The sequence below is a fragment of the Hwanghaeella sp. genome (genome assembly GCF_965227365.1).
Lineage (GTDB): Bacteria > Pseudomonadota > Alphaproteobacteria > UBA8366 > Aestuariispiraceae > Hwanghaeella.
Genome location: NZ_OZ245754.1, coordinates 3,083,187 through 3,102,401, shown reverse-complemented (window position 1 = coordinate 3,102,401; position 19,215 = coordinate 3,083,187). Strand labels below are relative to the sequence as shown.

20 protein-coding genes and 1 other RNA gene are annotated in these 19,215 nt (G+C 61.6%); 20 read left to right on the top strand and 1 reads right to left on the bottom strand.

What is annotated here, in order from left to right:
- Window positions 1–116 precede the first annotated feature (116 nt).
- From ACQK2G_RS14215 to glmM, 19 genes are all read left to right on the top strand, one after another.
- Complete coding sequence (locus ACQK2G_RS14215; RefSeq protein ID WP_425405695.1) at window positions 117–377, top strand: hypothetical protein; 261 nt, start codon at window positions 117–119, stop codon at window positions 375–377.
- An 83-nt stretch (window positions 378–460) separates the two neighbouring features.
- Window positions 461–820 (top strand): cell division protein ZapA, encoded by a 360-nt coding sequence (locus ACQK2G_RS14210; RefSeq protein WP_425405694.1) that lies wholly within the window; start codon window positions 461–463, stop codon window positions 818–820.
- A 15-nt stretch (window positions 821–835) separates the two neighbouring features.
- Window positions 836–991: non-coding RNA, 6S RNA (ssrS, locus tag ACQK2G_RS14205), on the top strand.
- Between the two features lie 115 nt (window positions 992–1,106).
- Entirely contained in the window at window positions 1,107–1,685 is a 579-nt protein-coding gene (locus tag ACQK2G_RS14200) for a 5-formyltetrahydrofolate cyclo-ligase (protein WP_425405693.1), read from the top strand.
- Between the two features lie 38 nt (window positions 1,686–1,723).
- Window positions 1,724–2,542 (top strand): TIGR00282 family metallophosphoesterase, encoded by an 819-nt coding sequence (locus tag ACQK2G_RS14195; protein WP_425405692.1) that lies wholly within the window; start codon window positions 1,724–1,726, stop codon window positions 2,540–2,542.
- 346 nt (window positions 2,543–2,888) lie between these two features.
- Window positions 2,889–3,641, top strand: a complete 753-nt coding sequence (locus tag ACQK2G_RS14190) for a YebC/PmpR family DNA-binding transcriptional regulator (protein ID WP_425405691.1) — start codon at window positions 2,889–2,891, stop codon at window positions 3,639–3,641.
- Between the two features lie 4 nt (window positions 3,642–3,645).
- Entirely contained in the window at window positions 3,646–4,182 is a 537-nt protein-coding gene (ruvC, locus tag ACQK2G_RS14185) for a crossover junction endodeoxyribonuclease RuvC (RefSeq protein ID WP_425405690.1), read from the top strand.
- Window positions 4,179–4,811: a Holliday junction branch migration protein RuvA gene (ruvA, locus tag ACQK2G_RS14180; protein ID WP_425405689.1), complete on the top strand. Its 633-nt coding sequence runs from the start codon at window positions 4,179–4,181 to the stop codon at window positions 4,809–4,811. The genes ruvC and ruvA overlap by 4 nt, the downstream gene beginning before the upstream one ends.
- Window positions 4,808–5,899, top strand: a complete 1,092-nt coding sequence (gene ruvB / locus ACQK2G_RS14175; protein ID WP_425405688.1) for a Holliday junction branch migration DNA helicase RuvB — start codon at window positions 4,808–4,810, stop codon at window positions 5,897–5,899. The genes ruvA and ruvB overlap by 4 nt, the downstream gene beginning before the upstream one ends.
- Complete coding sequence (gene ybgC, locus ACQK2G_RS14170; protein WP_425405687.1) at window positions 5,896–6,321, top strand: tol-pal system-associated acyl-CoA thioesterase; 426 nt, start codon at window positions 5,896–5,898, stop codon at window positions 6,319–6,321. Before ruvB ends, ybgC begins: the two co-directional genes overlap by 4 nt.
- Before the next feature lie 57 nt (window positions 6,322–6,378).
- Complete coding sequence (tolQ, locus tag ACQK2G_RS14165; protein ID WP_425405686.1) at window positions 6,379–7,104, top strand: protein TolQ; 726 nt, start codon at window positions 6,379–6,381, stop codon at window positions 7,102–7,104.
- A 3-nt stretch (window positions 7,105–7,107) separates the two neighbouring features.
- Window positions 7,108–7,581, top strand: coding sequence for a protein TolR (tolR, locus tag ACQK2G_RS14160; protein WP_425405685.1), 474 nt, complete (start codon window positions 7,108–7,110; stop codon window positions 7,579–7,581).
- Window positions 7,582–7,622: 41 nt separating this feature from the next.
- On the top strand, window positions 7,623–8,669 hold the full coding sequence (locus ACQK2G_RS14155; protein ID WP_425405684.1) for a hypothetical protein: 1,047 nt from the start codon (window positions 7,623–7,625) through the stop codon (window positions 8,667–8,669).
- A gap of 74 nt (window positions 8,670–8,743) precedes the next feature.
- The gene (tolB, locus tag ACQK2G_RS14150; protein ID WP_425407647.1) at window positions 8,744–10,048 is read left to right on the top strand and encodes a Tol-Pal system beta propeller repeat protein TolB; all 1,305 of its coding nucleotides are present in this window, start codon (window positions 8,744–8,746) and stop codon (window positions 10,046–10,048) included.
- A 304-nt stretch (window positions 10,049–10,352) separates the two neighbouring features.
- On the top strand, window positions 10,353–10,886 hold the full coding sequence (gene pal / locus ACQK2G_RS14145) for a peptidoglycan-associated lipoprotein Pal (RefSeq protein WP_425405683.1): 534 nt from the start codon (window positions 10,353–10,355) through the stop codon (window positions 10,884–10,886).
- Window positions 10,887–11,084: 198 nt separating this feature from the next.
- A complete protein-coding gene (gene ybgF, locus ACQK2G_RS14140) occupies window positions 11,085–12,281 on the top strand; it encodes a tol-pal system protein YbgF (RefSeq protein ID WP_425405682.1) in 1,197 nt (398 codons plus the stop codon).
- A 91-nt stretch (window positions 12,282–12,372) separates the two neighbouring features.
- The gene (tilS, locus tag ACQK2G_RS14135; protein ID WP_425405681.1) at window positions 12,373–13,716 is read left to right on the top strand and encodes a tRNA lysidine(34) synthetase TilS; all 1,344 of its coding nucleotides are present in this window, start codon (window positions 12,373–12,375) and stop codon (window positions 13,714–13,716) included.
- Between the two features lie 191 nt (window positions 13,717–13,907).
- The gene (ftsH, locus tag ACQK2G_RS14130) at window positions 13,908–15,821 is read left to right on the top strand and encodes an ATP-dependent zinc metalloprotease FtsH (protein ID WP_425405680.1); all 1,914 of its coding nucleotides are present in this window, start codon (window positions 13,908–13,910) and stop codon (window positions 15,819–15,821) included.
- Window positions 15,822–15,932: 111 nt separating this feature from the next.
- The gene (gene glmM / locus ACQK2G_RS14125) at window positions 15,933–17,270 is read left to right on the top strand and encodes a phosphoglucosamine mutase (protein ID WP_425405679.1); all 1,338 of its coding nucleotides are present in this window, start codon (window positions 15,933–15,935) and stop codon (window positions 17,268–17,270) included.
- 18 nt (window positions 17,271–17,288) lie between these two features.
- Here glmM and ACQK2G_RS14120 read toward each other — a convergent pair whose 3' ends face one another.
- Window positions 17,289–18,800, bottom strand: coding sequence for a PLP-dependent aminotransferase family protein (locus ACQK2G_RS14120; protein ID WP_425405678.1), 1,512 nt, complete (start codon window positions 18,798–18,800; stop codon window positions 17,289–17,291).
- A gap of 105 nt (window positions 18,801–18,905) precedes the next feature.
- Here ACQK2G_RS14120 and ACQK2G_RS14115 point away from each other — a divergent pair, with 105 nt between their 5' ends.
- Window positions 18,906–19,115, top strand: coding sequence for a DUF1127 domain-containing protein (locus ACQK2G_RS14115; RefSeq protein ID WP_425405677.1), 210 nt, complete (start codon window positions 18,906–18,908; stop codon window positions 19,113–19,115).
- Window positions 19,116–19,215 lie beyond the last annotated feature (100 nt).

The following is a 19,215-nucleotide window of genomic DNA, read 5'->3' as shown; positions in this document are numbered from 1 at the left end:
ATGGCGCATCTGCAAAATTTGACTCAAATTGCGAAGGGTTTCTTCTTGCCCTTTGAGTTCGTTCGAAAACCTTGGATCGGCGGCAGGCGTATGCGCCTTCCGATACGGAGTATTTGATGAGTGACCGGGAGAAGGTGCTGCGGCGTCTGGAAGCGGCGGTGGCCGGGTTGGAATCGGCGGCCGAACAACGGATCGCGCGCGCCGGACAGCATGATGATGCGGAAGCACACGCCCTTCAGGGTGAATTGAATGCAGTCAGGAAAGAGCGGGATCAACTGTCCACGCAGGTTCAGGATCAAGTGAAGCGCAATACGGATCTGGGCGCGCGTCTCGACAAGGCGATCGCGAAACTGAACAAGGTCCTGGAGAAGGCATAGGACCTGACGTAGCCTTTACCACCTGCTAATAGAGAGTCCCCGCCAATGGTTTGGCGGCCCTACCTAATTGAACGGATTGAAAAATGGCCCAAGTCGATATCATCGTGAATGGTCGCAATTATTCGGTGGCTTGCGACGACGGGCAGGAAGAACACCTCCACAGTCTGGCGGCCTATCTCGACAAGCGGGTCGGGGAACTGTCCGCGTCGATGGGACAGTTGGGAGACGCCAGGCTCTTGGTCATGGCCGGGCTGCTCATTTCCGATGAATTGTCGGACTGTTTCGAAGAAATCAAATCGCTGCGGGCCGAACTGGAATCGATGTCGCAATCGGCGCCAGCAAAGGCCGCACCGGCGACCGAAGCCGATGACGGTGAGCTCGAAATACTGGAATCTTTGGCGATGCGACTGGAAACGGTTGCCGAGAAACTCGCGGATGCCTAACTAATGCAGTTGGGGCGCGCGCTGCGCGGTGCGCCACGCCATTGTTGTCCCGGGGGCTATAAATTCCTCTAGGGAGCTGTCCCTGCCGGGATCCTGGTCTCGGTACTACGGCGCCCACCTGCATTGCAGGCTCCAGGGGTACATTACGGCGAACGGCCGAGGTGGCCGCGTCCCGCAAGTTTCGATGACCCCGATTGCCGATATTGATGGCGGTCGGGGTTGTTCTTTTCCGCCGGGTCCCTGTCTTTGCGAAGGGCCGGTGGATTATTCTTGAAGTGATCGGGGCATGCGGTTGGAGCTGCAGGATCAAAAGAAGGCCGCCCGCAAGGCGGCATCCGCCGCACGGAAGGTGGCGGCGCGGAATGCCGGCCCGAATGCGGCGGCCTGTTTGGCCGACACGCTGATGCATGCCATTCCGTTGGACGGCGTCGCGGCGGTATCCGGATTTCTGCCGATTGGCAGCGAAATCGATGTGCGGCCATTGCTGTCCGGTTTTTTGAAATGCGGCGTTGATATTTGCCTGCCGGTCGTCGTGGGAACGGATCGTCCGCTTGTTTTCCGTCGTTGGCGGGAGGGCGACCCGATGATCGAAGAAGCGTTCGGGACGCGCGCGCCGAGGCCGGAAGCGCCGGAGGTTGAGCCCGACTTGCTGTTGGTGCCCATGCTGGCCTTTGACCGTGCCGGATTCCGTTTGGGATATGGCGGCGGGTTCTACGATAGAACCCTGGAGCGGTTGCGCGCTGTGAAGCCCGTAATGGCTGTCGGAGTTGCTTTTGCCGGCCAGGAAGTGGCCTATGTGCCGCACGATGGGCTGGACCAGCCGCTCGACTGGGTCGTGACGGAACGGGAAGCGATACGGATTTAGACGATTGGGCGGTTGAGCCCGATCTTGAAAGGTTTGGAATGCGGTTTCTTTTTTGCGGAGACATTGTCGGGAAGGCCGGGCGTGATGTCGTCACGGCGAATGTGCCGCGTTTGCGCGACCAGTTGAACTTGGACTTCGTCGTCGCGAATGGCGAGAACGCCGCGCATGGTTTTGGCATCACCGGTAAGATTTGTGACGAGTTGTTCGATGCCGGTGTCGATGTGGTGACGGGCGGCAACCATTCCTGGGATAACATCGATATCCTCTCCAGGGCCGATGATGAACCGCGCTTGCTGAGGCCCGACAACTTTCAGCCCGGTATGCCGGGGCGTGGTGTCGGTGTGTATGAAACTGCGAAGGGCCTTCGGGTCCTCGTCGTCAATGTCCTCGGACGCCTGTTCATGGACATGTACGACAATCCGTTCACCAGCCTGGAAAAACACGTTCCCGCATCGCTGCCTGTTGAGGCGGGTTTCGACGCGGTCGTCGTCGATGTCCACGCGGAAACGACGAGCGAGAAGAACGCGATCGGCCATCTCCTTGATGGTCGCGCCAGTCTTGTCGTCGGGACCCATACGCATATCCCGACCTCCGACACGCGGGTTCTGCCGGGCGGCACCGGGTACCAGACCGACGCGGGGATGTGCGGCGACTACGATTCGGTGATCGGCATGGACAAGGCGAGTTCTGTCGCTCGATTCCTGGGCGAACTGCCGCGCCCGCGGATGGCGCCTGCCGATGGCGAAGGGACGCTTTCGGGCGTTATCGTCGATACCGATCCGGCAACCGGACTGGCTTCTAAAATCCAGCCGATCCGGGTTGGCGGCCAGTTGCAGGTGGCCTGGCCTTCGACCTGATCGGCACGATCGGGCCGAAATTTTCCGAAATGGGCACGACTGCCCAAAAAAAGCCATAAACACCGGCTAGATAGGGTATCGACGGACGGTGCGTCTCCGACGGGGAGGTGCCGATCGTTGTTCCGAGTCGGCGTTGTCACGCGGCATAGAATCACGGCGAATGAGCAGGGAAACAGGCGGTTTGGTATCGACATTCCGGCAGGGACGACTACAACCCCGGGCACAATCCTGATCGCGGGTGCGGCCGGGAAATCCGTTCCGGCGGGCAGGGTACCGCCCGACCGTCCGTACGGATCCCCGAATTGCCACCCCGGATTTTTCGCGGATCCAAGCCGAAGGTGTTGAAATGGCAGGTCATTCCAAATTCAAAAACATTATGCACCGCAAAGGTGCACAGGATAAGAAGCGGTCGTCGCTGTTCGCCAAATTGGCGAAGGAAGTGATGGTCGCGGCAAAAATGGGCGGCCCCGATCCGGCGGCGAATGCCCGTTTGCGGGCGGCGATTGCCACCGCCAAGTCCAACAGCATGCCCAAGGACAATATCGAGCGCGCAATCCAAAAGGGCGCGGGCGGCGGCGACGATACCGATTACGAGGAAATCCGCTACGAAGGCTACGGACCCGGCGGTATTGCGGTTATCGTCGATGTGCTGACCGATAACAGAAACCGTTCCGCGTCCGACGTTCGCGCGATCTTCTCCAAGGCGGGCGGCAGCATGGGAGAAACCAATTCGGTCTCCTTCATGTTCGACCAGGTCGGCGAAATTCAGTATGGCGCCGATGTGGCGGATACGGACACGATGTTCGAAGCGGCACTGGAGGCCGGTGCCGAAGACGTCAGCAGCAGCGAAGACGGGCACGAAATCATTTGCGCGTCTGACAGCTTGCATGCGGTGGCCGGTGAACTGGAAGGAAAGTTTGGCGAGGCGGAAAGCGTTCGCTTGGCCTGGAAGCCCCAGACGCTCGTTCCGGTCGATGCGGACAAGGCGGAATCCATTCTGCGGCTGATGGACAATCTTGACGATAATGATGACGTCCAGAATGTCTTCGCCAATTTCGACATCCCCGACGAGGTGATGGAAAGCCTGGCAGGTAAGTGACGCGGTGAGGATACTCGGGCTCGATCCAGGTCTGCGCCATACCGGCTGGGGTGTGGTCGAAACCGAAGGCACCCGCCTTCGGTTCGTCGCATGCGGCACGGTAGACCCGCAGACCGACGGGTCCATGGCCGAACGCCTGAAAGATCTTCACGATGCCTTGGTGGAGGTTCTGCGCACCCACAACCCGGATGAGGCCGCCGTCGAGGAGACATTCCTCAACAAGAACCCGGGCTCTACCTTGAAGCTGGGACATGCGCGTGGCGTCGTTCTGCTGGCGCCGGCGCTATTCGGTCTGCCGGTCGCCGAGTATTCGGCAAAGAGCGTGAAGCAATCCGTCGTCGGTACCGGGGCGGCAACCAAGGATCAGATCGACATGATGGTCCGCACCTTGTTGCCCGGCTGCAATCCGCCCAGCGCCGATGCGGCGGATGCCCTGGCCGTTGCGATCTGTCACGGCCATCTGGCGGGAACCAAACGCAGTTGGTCGGCGGGTAGCAAGGATGCGGATGTTCGCGCCGCCTTGGCCGGGGGGCGCCGATGATCGCACGATTGAAAGGGCTGCTGGACGAGGTCGGCGACGACTGGCTCATCGTGGATGTGGGCGGTGTCGGTTATCTGGTCTTTTGTTCCGCCCGCACCCTGTCGCGGCTGCCGGGGCGGGGTGAGGCGGTCCGACTGGATATCGAGACCCACGTTCGAGAGGATCATATCCACCTCTACGGTTTCGGCGATGCGTCGGAACGCGCCTGGTTCAAACTGTTGACGGGCGTTCAGGGCGTTGGCGCCAAGGTTGGGCTGGCGATCCTTTCCGTATTGTCCCCGGAACAGCTGACACAGGCGGTCGCGGCGGGCGACAAGGCCGCTATCGCGCGGGCGAATGGCGTCGGGCCGAAGCTCGCCGGGCGGATCGCAAGTGAATTGAAGGACAAGGTAGGCGCTCTGACCCTTGGGGCGGCGGCGAAAGCAACGGTCGCCGGGGAGGCAGGCCCGGTGGGCGGTGAAGCCGCTCCGGCAGGAAGTTCAGCCGATGATGCCGTCTCGGCCCTGGTGAATCTGGGTTATGGGCGCAGCGAGGCGTTCGGCGCCGTGGCGCGCGTCATTCAGGACCACGGCGCTGACGTGCCGCTCGGCGAACTCGTCCGGCTTGGCCTGAAGGAACTGGCGCAATGAGCGACGGCTACGCGGCAAATCCCGAAGCGCGCCTGGTCGACGGCGAACGCAATACCGGCGACGGCGTCGAGGACAAGGCCGAGAACCAGCTTCGGCCGCAAACGCTCGATGATTTCACCGGTCAGAAGGCGGTGCGCGAAAACCTTTCGGTTTTCATCCAAGCGGCCAAGGCGCGCGGCGAGGCGATGGACCACACCTTGTTCTATGGTCCGCCGGGCTTGGGCAAGACGACGCTGGCGCAGATAATGGCCCGCGAACTGGGGGTGAATTTCCGCGCGACGTCAGGGCCGGTCATCGCCAAGGCAGGCGATCTGGCGGCGCTTTTGACCAATCTCGAACCCCGCGACGTGCTGTTCATCGATGAAATCCACCGGTTGAACCCGGCGGTTGAGGAATTCCTCTATCCGGCGATGGAGGATTACCAGATGGACCTGATCATCGGGGAAGGGCCCGCGGCCCGCTCGGTACGGATCGATTTGGCGCCCTTTACCCTGGTGGCCGCCACGACGCGGGCGGGTCTCATTACCCGTCCCCTTCGGGAACGCTTTGGGATCCCGCTTCACATGCAGTTCTACACCGAGGACGAACTGACCTTGATCGTCAGTCGGGGCGGACGCGTTCTCGACATGCCGCTGGATGAAGGCGGCGCCCGCGAGATTGCCCGTCGCAGCCGCGGCACGCCGCGCGTTGCCGGTCGGTTGCTGCGCCGAGTGCGGGACTTCGCCTCCGTAGCCGGCGCCAAGGTCATCGATACCGAAGCGGCGGACAGTGCCCTTCGCCGGCTCGATGTGGACGACCGGGGCCTGGACCAGATGGACCGGCGTTACCTCATTTGCATGGCGGAAAACTATGGCGGCGGACCGGTCGGTGTTGAAACGCTGGCCGCGGCGTTGGCGAATGAACGGGACGTGCTGGAAGAGGTCGTGGAACCCTTTCTGATTCAACAAGGCCTGGTGCAGCGGACCCCAAGGGGCCGGATGCTGACGGTGCAGGGTTGGCGTTATATCGGGTTGGAGGCGCCGCGCGCCGCGCAGGCCCAATTGGATCTGCTGTCCGGCTCGGGCCAGGACGCGCCGGGTGACGCATGACCGAAAGCGCAGCGCTGAGTAAACCCGTTTTCAACTACCCGATCCGCGTCTTCTACGAGGACACGGATGCTGCGGGAATCGTCTATTACGCGAATTACCTGAAATTCGCCGAGCGGGCCCGGACGGAGTGGTTGCGCCATCTAGGGTTCGATCATATCTGGCTGAAACGGCAGCACGGCTTGGTTTTTGCGGTGCGTCGCTGCACGGCCGATTATATCAGGCCCGCACGGCTCGACGATCTTTTGGATGTACGCACCGCGGTCACGAAGGTGGCGGGGGCGACAATTGAAATGGCCCAGGACATTTACCTGGGCGATACCCATTTGGTTGCGGTCCAGGTCAAGTTGGCCTGCCTCAACGAAACAGGGGCGCCGATGCGCATGCCGGCCGATCTTCGGCAGGCGATGCGGGTAACGGAATAACCGAGAGGAAGGACACGCGGCCGGCAACGGCCGCCGTGGCAAGTGGGACTGAACGGCATGGAACAGGACGCGGTAAATCTGGTGCAATTGGGCGGCTCCGCCGAAGTTGTCGAGATGACGATCTGGTCGCTTTTCTGGCGCGCAGACATCATCGTGAAAATCGTCATGGTCTTGCTCGTGCTTGCCTCGATCTGGTGTTGGGCGGTCATATTCGACAAGGTCCGTCGGATCTCCAAGCTTTCCAAGGCGGCGAACAAGTTTGAGGACGCATTCTGGTCGGGCGGATCTCTGGACGATCTTTTCGAGCGGATCGGCCATCAGCCGAAGGATCCCATGTCGTCAGTCTTCGCCGCGGCCATGCGCGAATGGCGGCGGTCGTCCTCGTCCCTTGCGCCCGGCGGGAACTACAACGCTTTGGAGCAGCGCATCGAACGCGTCATGCAGGTCGCGGTCGGTCGGGAAATGGAGCAGTTGGAACGGTATCTGCCGTTCTTGGCTTCCGTCGGCTCCGCGGCGCCCTTCGTAGGCCTGTTCGGCACGGTCTGGGGGATCATGAACAGCTTCACGGCGATTGCGGCCACCAAACAGACCAGCCTTGCGGTGGTTGCGCCTGGTATCGCCGAAGCGCTGTTCGCGACCGCATTGGGGTTGGTAGCCGCCATTCCGGCGACGATCGCCTATAACAAGATCTCCACCGATCTCGGCCGATATGCCGCCCGGTTGGAAGCTTTTGCGGGTGAGTTCAGCGCCATCATTTCGCGCCAATTGGAGGCCGGGGAATAACCGATGGCGATGGGAACCATCCAGAACGGCGGCGGTCGGCGCGGTTTCTACCGGCCCCGGTATCGGCCGTTGGCCGATATCAACGTTACGCCTTTCGTCGATGTGATGCTGGTGCTCTTGATCGTCTTCATGGTCACCGCCCCGCTGTTGACGGTCGGCGTACCTGTCGATCTGCCGCAGACCAAGGCCGCGTCGATCAACGACGATGTCGAGCCCGTCGTGCTGTCGATCAAAGCCGACGGACAGATCTTCATCCAGGAGACGCCGATCGAACTGGAAGCCATCGCGCCGCGCCTTGCCGCCATTCAAGAAGCGCGCGGTGTCAGCGCGGAGCAGCTGCGCGTGTTTGTGCGAGGGGATCAGGCGATCAACTACGGACGGGTGATGGAAGTCATGGGAACCGTCAGCGTCGCCGGATTTACCAAGGTCGCCTTGCTGGCGAAACTGCCGGACCAGAAGTCCGCAGACGGAAACTGAGGCGCATTTCGATGCGACTATTGGGAGCCGCGTAGGGCATCATGCTCAAATGGGTCATCCTGTCCGGTGCTTTGCACGTCGCGATCATCGTGGCGTCGCTGATCGCTTGGCCGACGCCGGAACGCGATTTTTCGCCGATGCCGGTCGTCATGCAGGCCGAAGTGGTGACGGAGCGCGACTTGGCCCAACAGAAGTTGCCGGAACCGGTCGAGGAACCGGAGCCGAAAGTGGCCGATGCCGCCCCACCGGAAGCGCCCCGTCCCCCGCCTCCGCCGCCGCCTCCACCCCCGCCGCCACCTCCGCCCCCGCCGCCTCCGGCGCCGGCAGCTGTGCCGCAGCCGGCCGAGCCCGTGCAGGCGGAGCCGGAGCCGGCTGTTGAACCGGAACCGGCACCCGAACCAAAGCCGGAACCCGAACCGGCGCCCGAACCCGAGCCGGCGCCGGAACCCGAGCCGAAGGCCCAGCCCGAGCCGCCGCCGGCGCCCGCGCCGGAACCCGTGCAGCAGGCTGCGACGGAACCGGAACCCGCGGAGGCGCAGGCCGACGTCAACATGCCGCGTCCGCCCAAGCGCCCGAAGCAGGAAAAGCCGCGCAACGACTTCACCAGCGTGCTGCAGACCGTTCAGGACCTGAAACAGGATCCGCCGCCGCCGAAAAAGACGGAACCGGAAAAGAAAGAGCCTGAGAAAAAGGAAAGCCTGGCGGACGCGGTGAAGCAGGCTTTGAACAAGTCGGAGCAGCAAGCCCCGAAAACGCAGGTTTCCAGGGCTGAGACGGCCTTGAATTTCAGCGAAATGGATGCGCTGCGCCAGCAGTTGGCCGGTTGCTGGAATGTCCCGGCCGGGGCGCGGAACGCGGAAGACCTGGTGATCGAGGTTCGTGTTCGGGTGCGGCCGGACAGGACTGTTCAAACCGCCGAATTGACCGATATGTCTCGTGCATCGGATCCGTTCTGGATGGCGGCGGCGGAGAGTGCCCTCCGCGCGGTCCGGAATCCGCGGTGCAATCCGCTGCAATTGCCGCCGGACAAGTATGATGTCTGGCAAACCATGGTGATCACATTCAATCCCCGGGAGATACTAGGCTGATGTTCAAACGTGCGAGTGCGAGTTCCATCCCCTCCGGCATGCCGGGCGAGACGGAGCTTCAGCGAAGCGGACTGATGCTTGTCAGCTTGCTCACCGTCTTGGTCATGGTTCTGGCGGCATTGCCCGCCCGTGCCGAACTGCGAATCGACGTCACCCGCGGCACGGTGGAGCCGCTGCCGATCGCGATTTCGGAATTCTTCGGCGTTGCACCCGAAGAATCGGAGATCGGCAGGGATATCGCCGACGTGATTTCCGCCAACCTCGAACGGTCCGGTCTTTTCAGGCCGTTGGACCGCAAGGCCTTCATCCAATCCGCGGCAAGCATCGATGTGCGCCCGCGGTTTTCCGATTGGCGCGTCATCAATGCCACGGCGCTGGTCAACGGGTCGGTCGAAAGCATGCAGGATGGGCGGGTCCAGGTTCAGTTCCGACTTTGGGATGTCTTTGCCGAAGCGCAGATGGTCGGTCTTGTCTACACGACGGAGAAGAGCAACTGGAGACGGATCGCGCATATCATTTCCGATGCCGTCTACAAGCGTCTGACAGGAGAAAGTGGATATTTCGACACGCGCATCGTGTATGTGGCGGAAAGCGGAAAGAAGAATGAACGCGTGAAGCGCCTGGCGATCATGGATCAGGACGGCGCCAATCATCGTTTCCTGACCGACGGCCGCGCGCTGGTGCTGACCCCGCGCTTCTCCCCGACACAGCAGGAAATCACCTATCTCAGCTATTTCAACAACAAGCCCCGGGTCTATTTGTTCAACGTGCAGACCGGTCGGCGGGAACTGCTGGGTGAGTTTCCGGGGATGACGTTCGCGCCGCGTTTCTCGGCGGACGGCAATTCGGTTCTGATGAGCCATGCCCGTGAAGGGAATACCGATATCTATATCATGGACCTTCGGACTCGGCGGCCGATCCGGCTGACGGATCATCCCGATATCGATACCGCGGCGACCTTCTCGCCGGATGGTTCTCAGATCACCTTTGAATCCGACCGTAGCGGCACGCAACAAATTTACGTGATGAATTCCGATGGTAGCGATCAGCGGCGTATCAGTTTCGGTCAGGGCCGTTACGCGACACCGGTCTGGTCTCCCCGTGGCGATCTTATCGCCTTCACGAAACTGCGTGGCGGGAAATTCCATATTGGTGTGATGCGGCCTGACGGTTCCGGCGAACGCCTGTTGACCGAGAGTTTTCTGGACGAAGGACCCACATGGTCGCCGAACGGCCGCGTCATCATGTTCTTCAGGCAGGAACCGGGGGACGAAGGCCGTATCCACCTTTATTCCATTGATCTGACCGGATATAACCTGCGCCGGGTGGTGACCCCGGGATTCGCATCCGATCCCGCTTGGTCGCCCCTGAATCCATGAAATAAACCGGAATAAAAATCTGTTTAATGGGTGTTTTTTCCGAAAAGGAGAGTGTGGGCGCGTGGAGGCGTGTTTCCGTATTGAGGGGCCGGTTTGATTGTGTTGCTAAAGTGCTTCAGCCCGACCACTAAATACATGGAAAGTAAATTAAATTGAGTACTTTGACTTGGTACGGTGGTTGAATTTGGGAAATCGCCGTGCTTAATATGCCACCACTCAGCCGGGTGTATCGGCTGTAGAGAAACCTCATTCGACACCGGCGCCGCCCAGCGACGGCCGGGCAAAACCTCTAGGGGGTGCTATAATGCGCTTTAAAATCCTCAGCCTTCTCGCGGCGCTTGTGCTGGTTGCTGCTTGCGAGACCGCTCCGGAAGAATCTGCGGATTCCGGTTCCAGCGGCACGCAAACCACCAGCTCCACGACTGCGACGCAGGCGCCGGCCGCTCCGGCTACGAACCAGATCGCGCCGGGTAGCGTGAAGGACTTCCTCGTCAATGTCGGCGATCGTATCTTCTTCGATTTCGACCGTTCCAACATTCGTGGCGATCAGGTTGCTACGCTTGAAAAGCAGGCCGCTTGGCTGAAGCAGTTCCCGGGCGTCACCGTGGTCATCGAAGGCCATTGCGACGAACGCGGCACGCGTGAATACAACTTGGCGCTCGGTGAGCGCCGTGCGAACTCGCACAAGGATTACCTGATCAGCCTTGGTGTCGATCCGAACCGTATCGAAACGATTTCCTACGGTAAGGAGCGCCCCGCCGTTCTGGGTTCCAACGATGCTGCCTGGTCTCAAAACCGTCGCGGTGTCGTGGTTCTGAAGAACGCTGCGGCCAGCTAATTGCCCGCAGGGATCGGGACGGGGCCTTTCAAAAAGCCCTGATCCGCTGAGTTGAAACGGGAAAGTCTTGGGAAACCGGGGCTTTCCCGTTTGTTTTGTTTGCCATATTTTTGACGAATTCCTGCCGTAGACAGAAAACTCGGAATCGCGCGATCTGCGCATATTCCGCAACGCTGCAAAGAATCCGGGGATTGTGACTTGATCAACGCTGTACCGAACGTCGCCCGCCGGGAAAGCGGGCCCTTCCAGAAGATCGGAACCGTCATCGTTTTGGCCGGGCTGGCCCTTGGCGGGTTGATGTTGACGGGGCCGTCCCCGGTATTTGCGCAGGATTCCTCATCGGTCAGTCAGCAATTGCAGCGGCTGCGCCGGGATATCACCGATCTGCAGCGCACGGTCTTCGCTGGGGCGAAGCCGCCGGCGGATTCAGTCGCTGCCGCGCAAGCGCCCAGTGAGGAAACCGCTCAGGCGACGGCTCGGTTGCAGCTTCGTATTCAGGCTCTGGAGCGGGAAATCCGCACGCTTACAGGACGCATAGAGGAAACCGGTTTTCAGTTGAATACGATCAGCAATCGTTTGGACAAACTCGTTTCCGATGTCGACTTCCGTTTGCAGGCGCTGGAGCGGGGTACGCCAGGGCAGGGACAGCCGGGCGTTGCGCAACAAGGCGCCGTTTCGCCGTCGGCGAACGTGCAGACTTCCTCTGCCGCGACCCTTCAGCAATCCGGAGCGCAGGCCGGCACCACGGTCATTACGTCGCAAGGATCGGTCAGTACCCAGCCGGCACAGCCTGGGGCGGGCCTGAAACCGGGCCAGCAAGCACTGGGTCAGATTTCGCAAAATCAGTTGCAGCAGAGCCAGGCGGGGCAACCGGTCACGCCGTCCGCAACTCAGCCGCAGATCGCGACGGCGCAACCGGCGCCGACGCCGGCGCCTCCCACGGCGGCCCCCGGTCCGGCGCCGGTGAATGCCGCGGCGCCGCAGACCGCGAACCTCGTCACCCTCCCGCCCGGCTCTGAAAAGGAGCAGTACCAATACGCCTACGGCCTGCTGCGCCAGGATTTGGATCAGGCGGAAAGCGCCTTCAAAGCCTTTCTAGAGGAGCATCCCGAAGGACCCTTCGCCGGGAACGCCATGTATTGGCTCGGCGAAACACATTACGCGCGCAGCAACTTCAGGGATGCGGCCGCCGTCTTTGTCGACGCCTACACGAACTTCCCGAATGGCCCGAAAGCCTCGGCAAGCCTCTTGAAGCTGGGCATGTCCCTGGGCCAATTGGGGAAGAAGGATGCTGCCTGCGCCTCTTTCGCGGAACTGAAGACCAAGTATCCGGATTCTGACAGCCGGGTATTGGAACGCGCGGATGCGGAAGCGAAAAAAGTCGGCTGCCCCTAATCCCGAACGATTTGATCCGGGGCACCCCGCTCGTGCGGCCGACAGATCGCGACGACCTGACCGCTTAGTGCCGCATTGGTTCGAAGAAGCCATGTCCGTCTGCCTTCGGGAGGCGGCGGTGCCGGCCGACGCCAATACAGGCTTCCCCGCACTTGCCGTCGGATGTTCCGGCGGTCCGGACAGCATGGCCCTGACTTGTTTGCTTCGGAACTGGTCGGACAGCCGGTCTATCCCTTTAACCGCCCTTATCGTCGATCATGGTTTGCGACCGGAAGCTTCTGAAGAGGCGGCCCAGGTCGCGGATTGGCTGAAGGACCGCGGCGTGCGGGCGGTCGTCCTGAAGCACGAAGGCGATCGTCCGAAAAGGAATATTCAGGCGGAAGCCCGGCGGATGCGCTACGACCTGATGCGCGATTGGTGCGCGGCCGAAGGGGGCCAAGTTCTTGCTGTGGCGCATCACCTCGAAGATCAAGCGGAGACATTTCTGCTGCGTCTGGCACGGGGAAGCGGTGTCGACGGTTTGTCTGCCATGGCGCCCGTCTCGGGTTTGCCGGGCGATCCCTATCGGAATGTGACACTAATTCGTCCGCTTCTGGATATCCCGCGTGATCAGGTCCGCGCGGTGCTTGAAAAAACTGATTGGCCTTTCGTGTCGGATCCAAGCAATCGCGATACCCGGCACGCCCGGGTACGGATGCGGAATTTGGCCGGTACGCTGGCCGATGAGGGACTCGACGCAACCCGTTTGGCGCGGACCGCGCAGAACATGCGCCGTGCTCGCGCCGCCCTTGAATCTGCGACCGCGGCGTTTCTTGCCGGACATGCCTCCTTGGATCCGCTTGGATTTGCTTCACTCAAGCGGACGGCCTATGCGGCGGCGGACGAGGAAATCGCGTTGCGGGCTCTATCCGGCCTGCTGCGTCTGGTTTCCGGCAGGGACCAGCCATTCCGGCTCGGCCGGCTGGAAGACCTCGCCGCCGGACTTAGAGGAAACCCGCCGGGACCCCGGACATTGGGCGGCTGCCGGGTCGAAACACGGGCCGGGAACATCCTCCTCTGTCGGGAAGCATCGGCGATCGGTCCGCCGGCGCCGGCGCAGCGGTCGATGCTCTGGGACAGCCGGTTCAGATTGGAAATCGACGGCGACTTTGACGGTTTGACGGTGGGGCGTCTGGGGGCGGAAGGGGTGCGCCAGGCCCGGGCTGGCGGTTTGGCGGGCGATCTGTTCGAAAGTCTCCCTGGCGCGGCTAGAGCGGCGCTGCCGGCGCTTTGGAAAGGTGAGGCGCTTGTCGCCATACCCGGGTCCGTGGGCGATCGGACCGGTCAATTGGAATGTCCCACTGCAGGTTTCGTCACTTTCGAGTTCGCCGGAATGGCGGCCTGGTCCCGGATGGTCCGCGGAAACTCTACGCCTGGGCCCTCGCTCAGGTCATGATTCTGCGCTAGAATGCCGCGCCGGACCTTTCAAATTCCGGTCCGGCGCACTATGTACATGCCTGCGCCGCGGCGATAATTTCACAGAACAGCAGCAGTAAAGCGGCACAAGGATACAGTGGAAGCACATAAACGCATCGTCGCTCGGCGGGTCCGACGGTGTGAATTCTTGAAACGGAAGGTTTCTCAACGGTGAATCTATTCGGCAAGAACATCATTCTTTGGGTCGTCATCGGCCTGCTTCTGATCTTGTTGTTCAATCTGTTTCAGGGAGCAGGACAGCACGATCAGCACGAAGGCATTCCTTATTCGGATTTCGTAAGCAGCGTCGAAGCCGGCAATATCAGCGACGTCACCATCAAGGGCCCGAACATTTCCGGGCATTTCAAGGGTGGACAGGCGTTCACGACCTATGCGCCGAGCGATCCGCAGTTGGTGCCGCGCTTGACCGAATACGGCGTCGCCGTCACGGCTGCGCCGCAGGATGACGGCGTGCCGACATTCCTGTCGATCCTGATCAGCTGGTTCCCGATGCTGCTGCTTATCGGCGTCTGGATTTTCTTCATGCGCCAAATGCAGGGCGGCGGCGGCAAGGCGATGGGCTTCGGCAAGTCCAAGGCCAAGTTGCTGACCGAAAAGCACGGCCGCGTGACGTTTGAAGATGTCGCCGGTATCGACGAAGCCAAGCAGGAACTGGAAGAAGTCGTCGAATTTCTGAAGGATCCGCAGAAGTTTCAGCGCCTGGGCGGAAAGATTCCGAAGGGTGTTCTGCTGGTCGGTCCCCCGGGTACGGGTAAGACCCTGACGGCGCGTGCCGTCGCCGGCGAAGCGAATGTGCCCTTCTTCACCATTTCCGGTTCGGATTTCGTTGAAATGTTCGTCGGGGTCGGCGCCAGCCGTGTCCGCGACATGTTCGAACAGGGCAAGAAGAACGCCCCCTGCATCATCTTCATCGACGAAATCGATGCGGTCGGCCGCCATCGCGGGGCCGGCCTGGGCGGCGGTAACGACGAACGCGAACAGACCCTCAACCAGTTGCTGGTCGAGATGGACGGCTTCGAAGCCAATGAAGGCGTCATTCTGATCGCGGCTACCAACCGTCCCGACGTTCTCGACCCCGCGCTGTTGCGTCCCGGCCGTTTCGACCGCCAGGTGATCGTACCGAACCCGGATATCATCGGGCGTGAGAAGATCCTGCGCGTGCATCTGCGCAAGGTGCCGCAGGCGCCGGACGTCGATGCCAAGACCATTGCCCGCGGGACGCCCGGTTTCTCCGGCGCCGACCTCGCCAATCTGGTGAACGAAGCCGCACTATTGGCGGCGCGCCGGAACCGTCGTGTCGTGTCCATGCAGGAGCTGGAAGACGCGAAGGACAAGGTCATGCTCGGTACCGAGCGCCGGTCCATGGTGATGACCGAAGACGAGAAGAAGCTGACCGCCTATCACGAAGCCGGTCATGCCGTCTGCATGATGCACGCCGAAGGGCACGAGCCCCTGCACAAGGTAACCATCATTCCACGCGGCCGCGCGCTTGGCGTGACCTTCGCCCTGCCGGAACGCGACAAGCTTTCGCAGTCCGAAAAGGAATTGAAGGCCCAGATCACCAGTCTGTTCGGCGGGCGCCTGGCGGAGGAGATGATTTTCGGCAAGGAAAACATCACCACCGGCGCGGCGCACGACATTCAGCAGGCGACGAAGATCGCCCGGGCGATGGTCACCAAATACGGTTACTCGGATAAGCTGGGCCGCCTGCAGTACAGTGAGGACGAGCAGGAAGTCTTCCTTGGCCATTCAGTGACCCAGCGGAAGCATGTTTCCGACGCTACCGCGAAACTGATTGACGAGGAGGTCCGTCGGTTCGTCGAAGAAGGCGAAAATCGGGCCCGTGAAATCCTGACGACCTACAAGGAAGAGCTTGAGAAGATTGCTCAAGGCCTGTTGGAGTTCGAAACCCTCGACCGGAACGACATTGACCGTCTTTTGCGCGGTGAGCCGGTTGAGCGGGACGACGACAGCGGCGGATCGCCGGCAGACAGCGGGGGCTGGTCCTCCGTGCCGAACACGGGGCCGGTCGGTAATGCCGATCCGGAACCGGGACCGGCCTGATCGAGCGTTCATACCATAGTATTCCGGAAGGCCCGCCGTTGGCGGGCCTTCTTCGTTTCTTCGTCCACTGGAATGCTTGCAACCTATTCGGCTGTGAACTATCCGTGCTCAATGACTAGGAATTACTTTGGCACCGACGGCATTCGCGGCACGGCAAACCGGGACCCGATCACCCCGGAGATCGTATTGCGGTTGGCCATGGCGGCAGGTCAACGTTTCCGGCGTGGCCCGCATCGGCATCTCGTGGTTATCGGAAAGGACACGCGCCTGTCCGGCTATATGCTTGAGCCGGCACTGACCTCGGGTTTCATCTCCATGGGCATGGATGTCGTTCTGGTCGGGCCGATGCCGACCCCGGCCATCGGCATGCTGACGACCTCGCTCCGCGCCGATCTCGGCGTGATGATCTCAGCGTCCCACAACCCGTATCAGGACAACGGCATAAAACTGTTTGGTCCCGATGGCTTCAAACTGTCCGATGCGGACGAAATTGCCATCGAGCGCGTGATGGACAATGGGCCTTTCGAATTGGCCGATCCGGCCAAGCTGGGCCGCGCCCGACGCCTCGACGACGCCGGCGGACGCTATATCGAGGCCGTCAAACGAACCTTTCCGGCGGATCTCCGCCTCGACGGTCTGAAGATCGTCGTCGATTGCGCCCATGGCGCGGCCTACAAGATGGCGCCCGCTGTCCTGTTCGAATTGGGAGCGGACGTCATCCCCGTCGCGGTCGATCCGGACGGCACCAACATCAATCGCGACTGCGGGGCGACGGCGACCCGCACTATGTGTGAACAGGTCGTCGCGCATGGCGCGGATCTCGGCATCGCCTTGGACGGTGATGCAGACCGCGTGATCGTGGCCGACGAACATGGCCAGGTGGTCGACGGCGATCAGGTCATGGCGATCATCGCCTCGTCCTGGGCCAAGACCGGCAGATTGCGCGGCAATCTTGTCGCGACGGTCATGTCCAATCTGGGCTTGGAGCGGCACCTACAGGGCCAAGGCGTCGGCTTGACGCGGACGGCTGTCGGCGACCGCTACGTCGTCGAAGCGATGCGGCGCGACGGGTGCAATCTGGGGGGCGAACAGTCGGGCCATGTGATTCTGACGGATTACGCCACGACCGGAGACGGTCTTGTTGCCGCGCTACAGGTCCTCGCGGTTCTTGTGAAGGCGGAAAAACCGATGAGCGGCGTGGGCCGGGTATTCGAACCGGTGCCGCAATTGTTGAAAAACGTGCGCTATGACGGCGGCGCGCCGCTGACGGCCAGCGCCGTGCAGTCGGCAATTGCCGACGGCGAGGCCCGTCTTGGCTCTTCGGGCCGTCTGGTCATACGCCCGTCCGGAACGGAACCGGTCATCCGTGTTATGGCGGAAGGCGATGACAGCGATCTGGTCACGGCGGTAGTCGACGATATCTGTAAGGTGATCGGCGAAAGCGCTTAGCTTTCGTTTGCCCGGGTCCTAAAGTACCTGCGCCGCTTCGACCCGCGTCGTTCCATCCAGGAGATTCAGCAAAGCGTCGAGTCCCTCCCTCAACCGACTTCTATGCCGGGGCGGACAGTAGGACAGACGGAAGGCGTGCGGGGTTTCTCCGCCGCCGATCATGAAGGAATCCGTCGGGGGAAGGATGACACCCTGGGACTGTGCTTCCGCCACCAACTCGCCAATGCGCCAAGGGCTGGGGAGGGCGATCCAGGCATGCAGCGCGCCCGGCGGGCATGAGACTTCGTAGTCCCTGAAAGCGTCCAGAACCATGGTCCTACGCGCCTCGATCTCCCGGAAATGAGACTCGAGAATTCTATCGGCAGCACCGCTTTCGATCCATCTTGTGCCGATTTCGGCGGTGAAGGGGGATGCCATCCAACTGCTGGTCCGCAACGCGGCGGCGATCTGCGCGGTCTGGCGGCGGGGGCCGTGGACATAGCCGACGCGCAAGCCCGGCGCCAGAGTCTTTGAGATACTGCAGATATAGAAGGCCAGATCGTCCGGAAGAAAGGCCGACAGGGCCGGTGTCTTGTCCTGTGCCAGCATCCCGAAAATATCGTCCTCCACCACCGGCAATCCATGCCGGGCAGCGACTTCCGCAATTTCCCGCCGACGGGATTCGGACATGATGGTGTTAGTCGGGTTCTGAAGGGTGGGGATGGTGTAGACGGCTGCGATCTTTTGCTGCCGACAAAGTGTATCGAGGGCGTCCGGGATCAGACCTTCCTCGTCCAAAGTGACGGGCGTCAGGCGCAACCCGAGCATGCCCGCGATCGCCTTGATGCCGGGATAGGACAGCGCCTCCGCCGCGATCGTGTCGCCGGCGCGGGTGATCGCGGAAAGCGTTGCCAGGACGCCGTTATGCGCCCCCGTCGATACGACGACGTTCTCCGCCGTTGCGGCCACGCCCCGTCGACCGATCCAGTCGGCGCCCGCCGCCCGATGGCGGCCGATGCCGGCATGCGGCTGGTAGGACAGCATCTCCATCAAAATGGGATCGGAGGCCAACTGTGTCATGGTCCGTGCGGTTTCGAGGCACTCGACGCCCAATGGCGGATAGTCGTGATTGAGGCCGATCGGCCCGGATTCCCGCTCCGCCGGTCCCATGTCGGGTGTCCAGTCCGCAATCGCGTCCATCGCATGGGGTTTCGAATTTTGTCCCGCCGCGTTTTCCAGGCTGGGCGAGTGCCAATATCCCGCAATTCCGCGACTGTCCAAGGCGGTGGGGGCGGAAGCGTCGCGGATATAGGTGCCGCGACCAACCTCGCCGCCCAGCAGGCCCCGCCTTTCGGCTTCCGCATAGGCGCGTGAGATCGTGCCCACCGTGCATTCTAGGGCCCAGGCAAGCTCACGCTGGGGCGGCAGTCTCTCGCCGGGTTTGAGCGCCCCGCTGCCGACCGCATCCGAAATGCGTTGGGCTATTGCCTTGTATTTCGGACCCGGAACCGTGTCGATGCCGTCCAACCAGTGAGGAAGAGAAATTGTCATGGTGACAATATCGCCATTGACGGTGTCAATTTGTCAACATAATTCTGATTGAACCCAATCAATGGGCGTTAATTGTTACCATTCCTGAGGCTAAGGAGAAATTGTATGCGTACAATTTGGATCATGCCGGGATGGTTGGGCTTAATTGTTCCGCCATCCGGGCGATTGGATATCGTTGCGGTACTTCGCTGCTGGTGGGAGCGCCGTCAGCAACGCGTCGCCCTGGCGGGACTTGATGATCAAATGCTGAAAGATATTGGTGTCAGCGAGGCGGAACGAAACCGTGAAACGCGCAAGCCCTTCTGGGTTCAATAACGGTTGTTCCCGGGGCTACAGTCGGACCGGTGGGGCGGGACCCCTGCAAAGGACCGCCGGTCCGGACGCCCTGGAAATCAGCGCGGGCCGTATCCTCGTG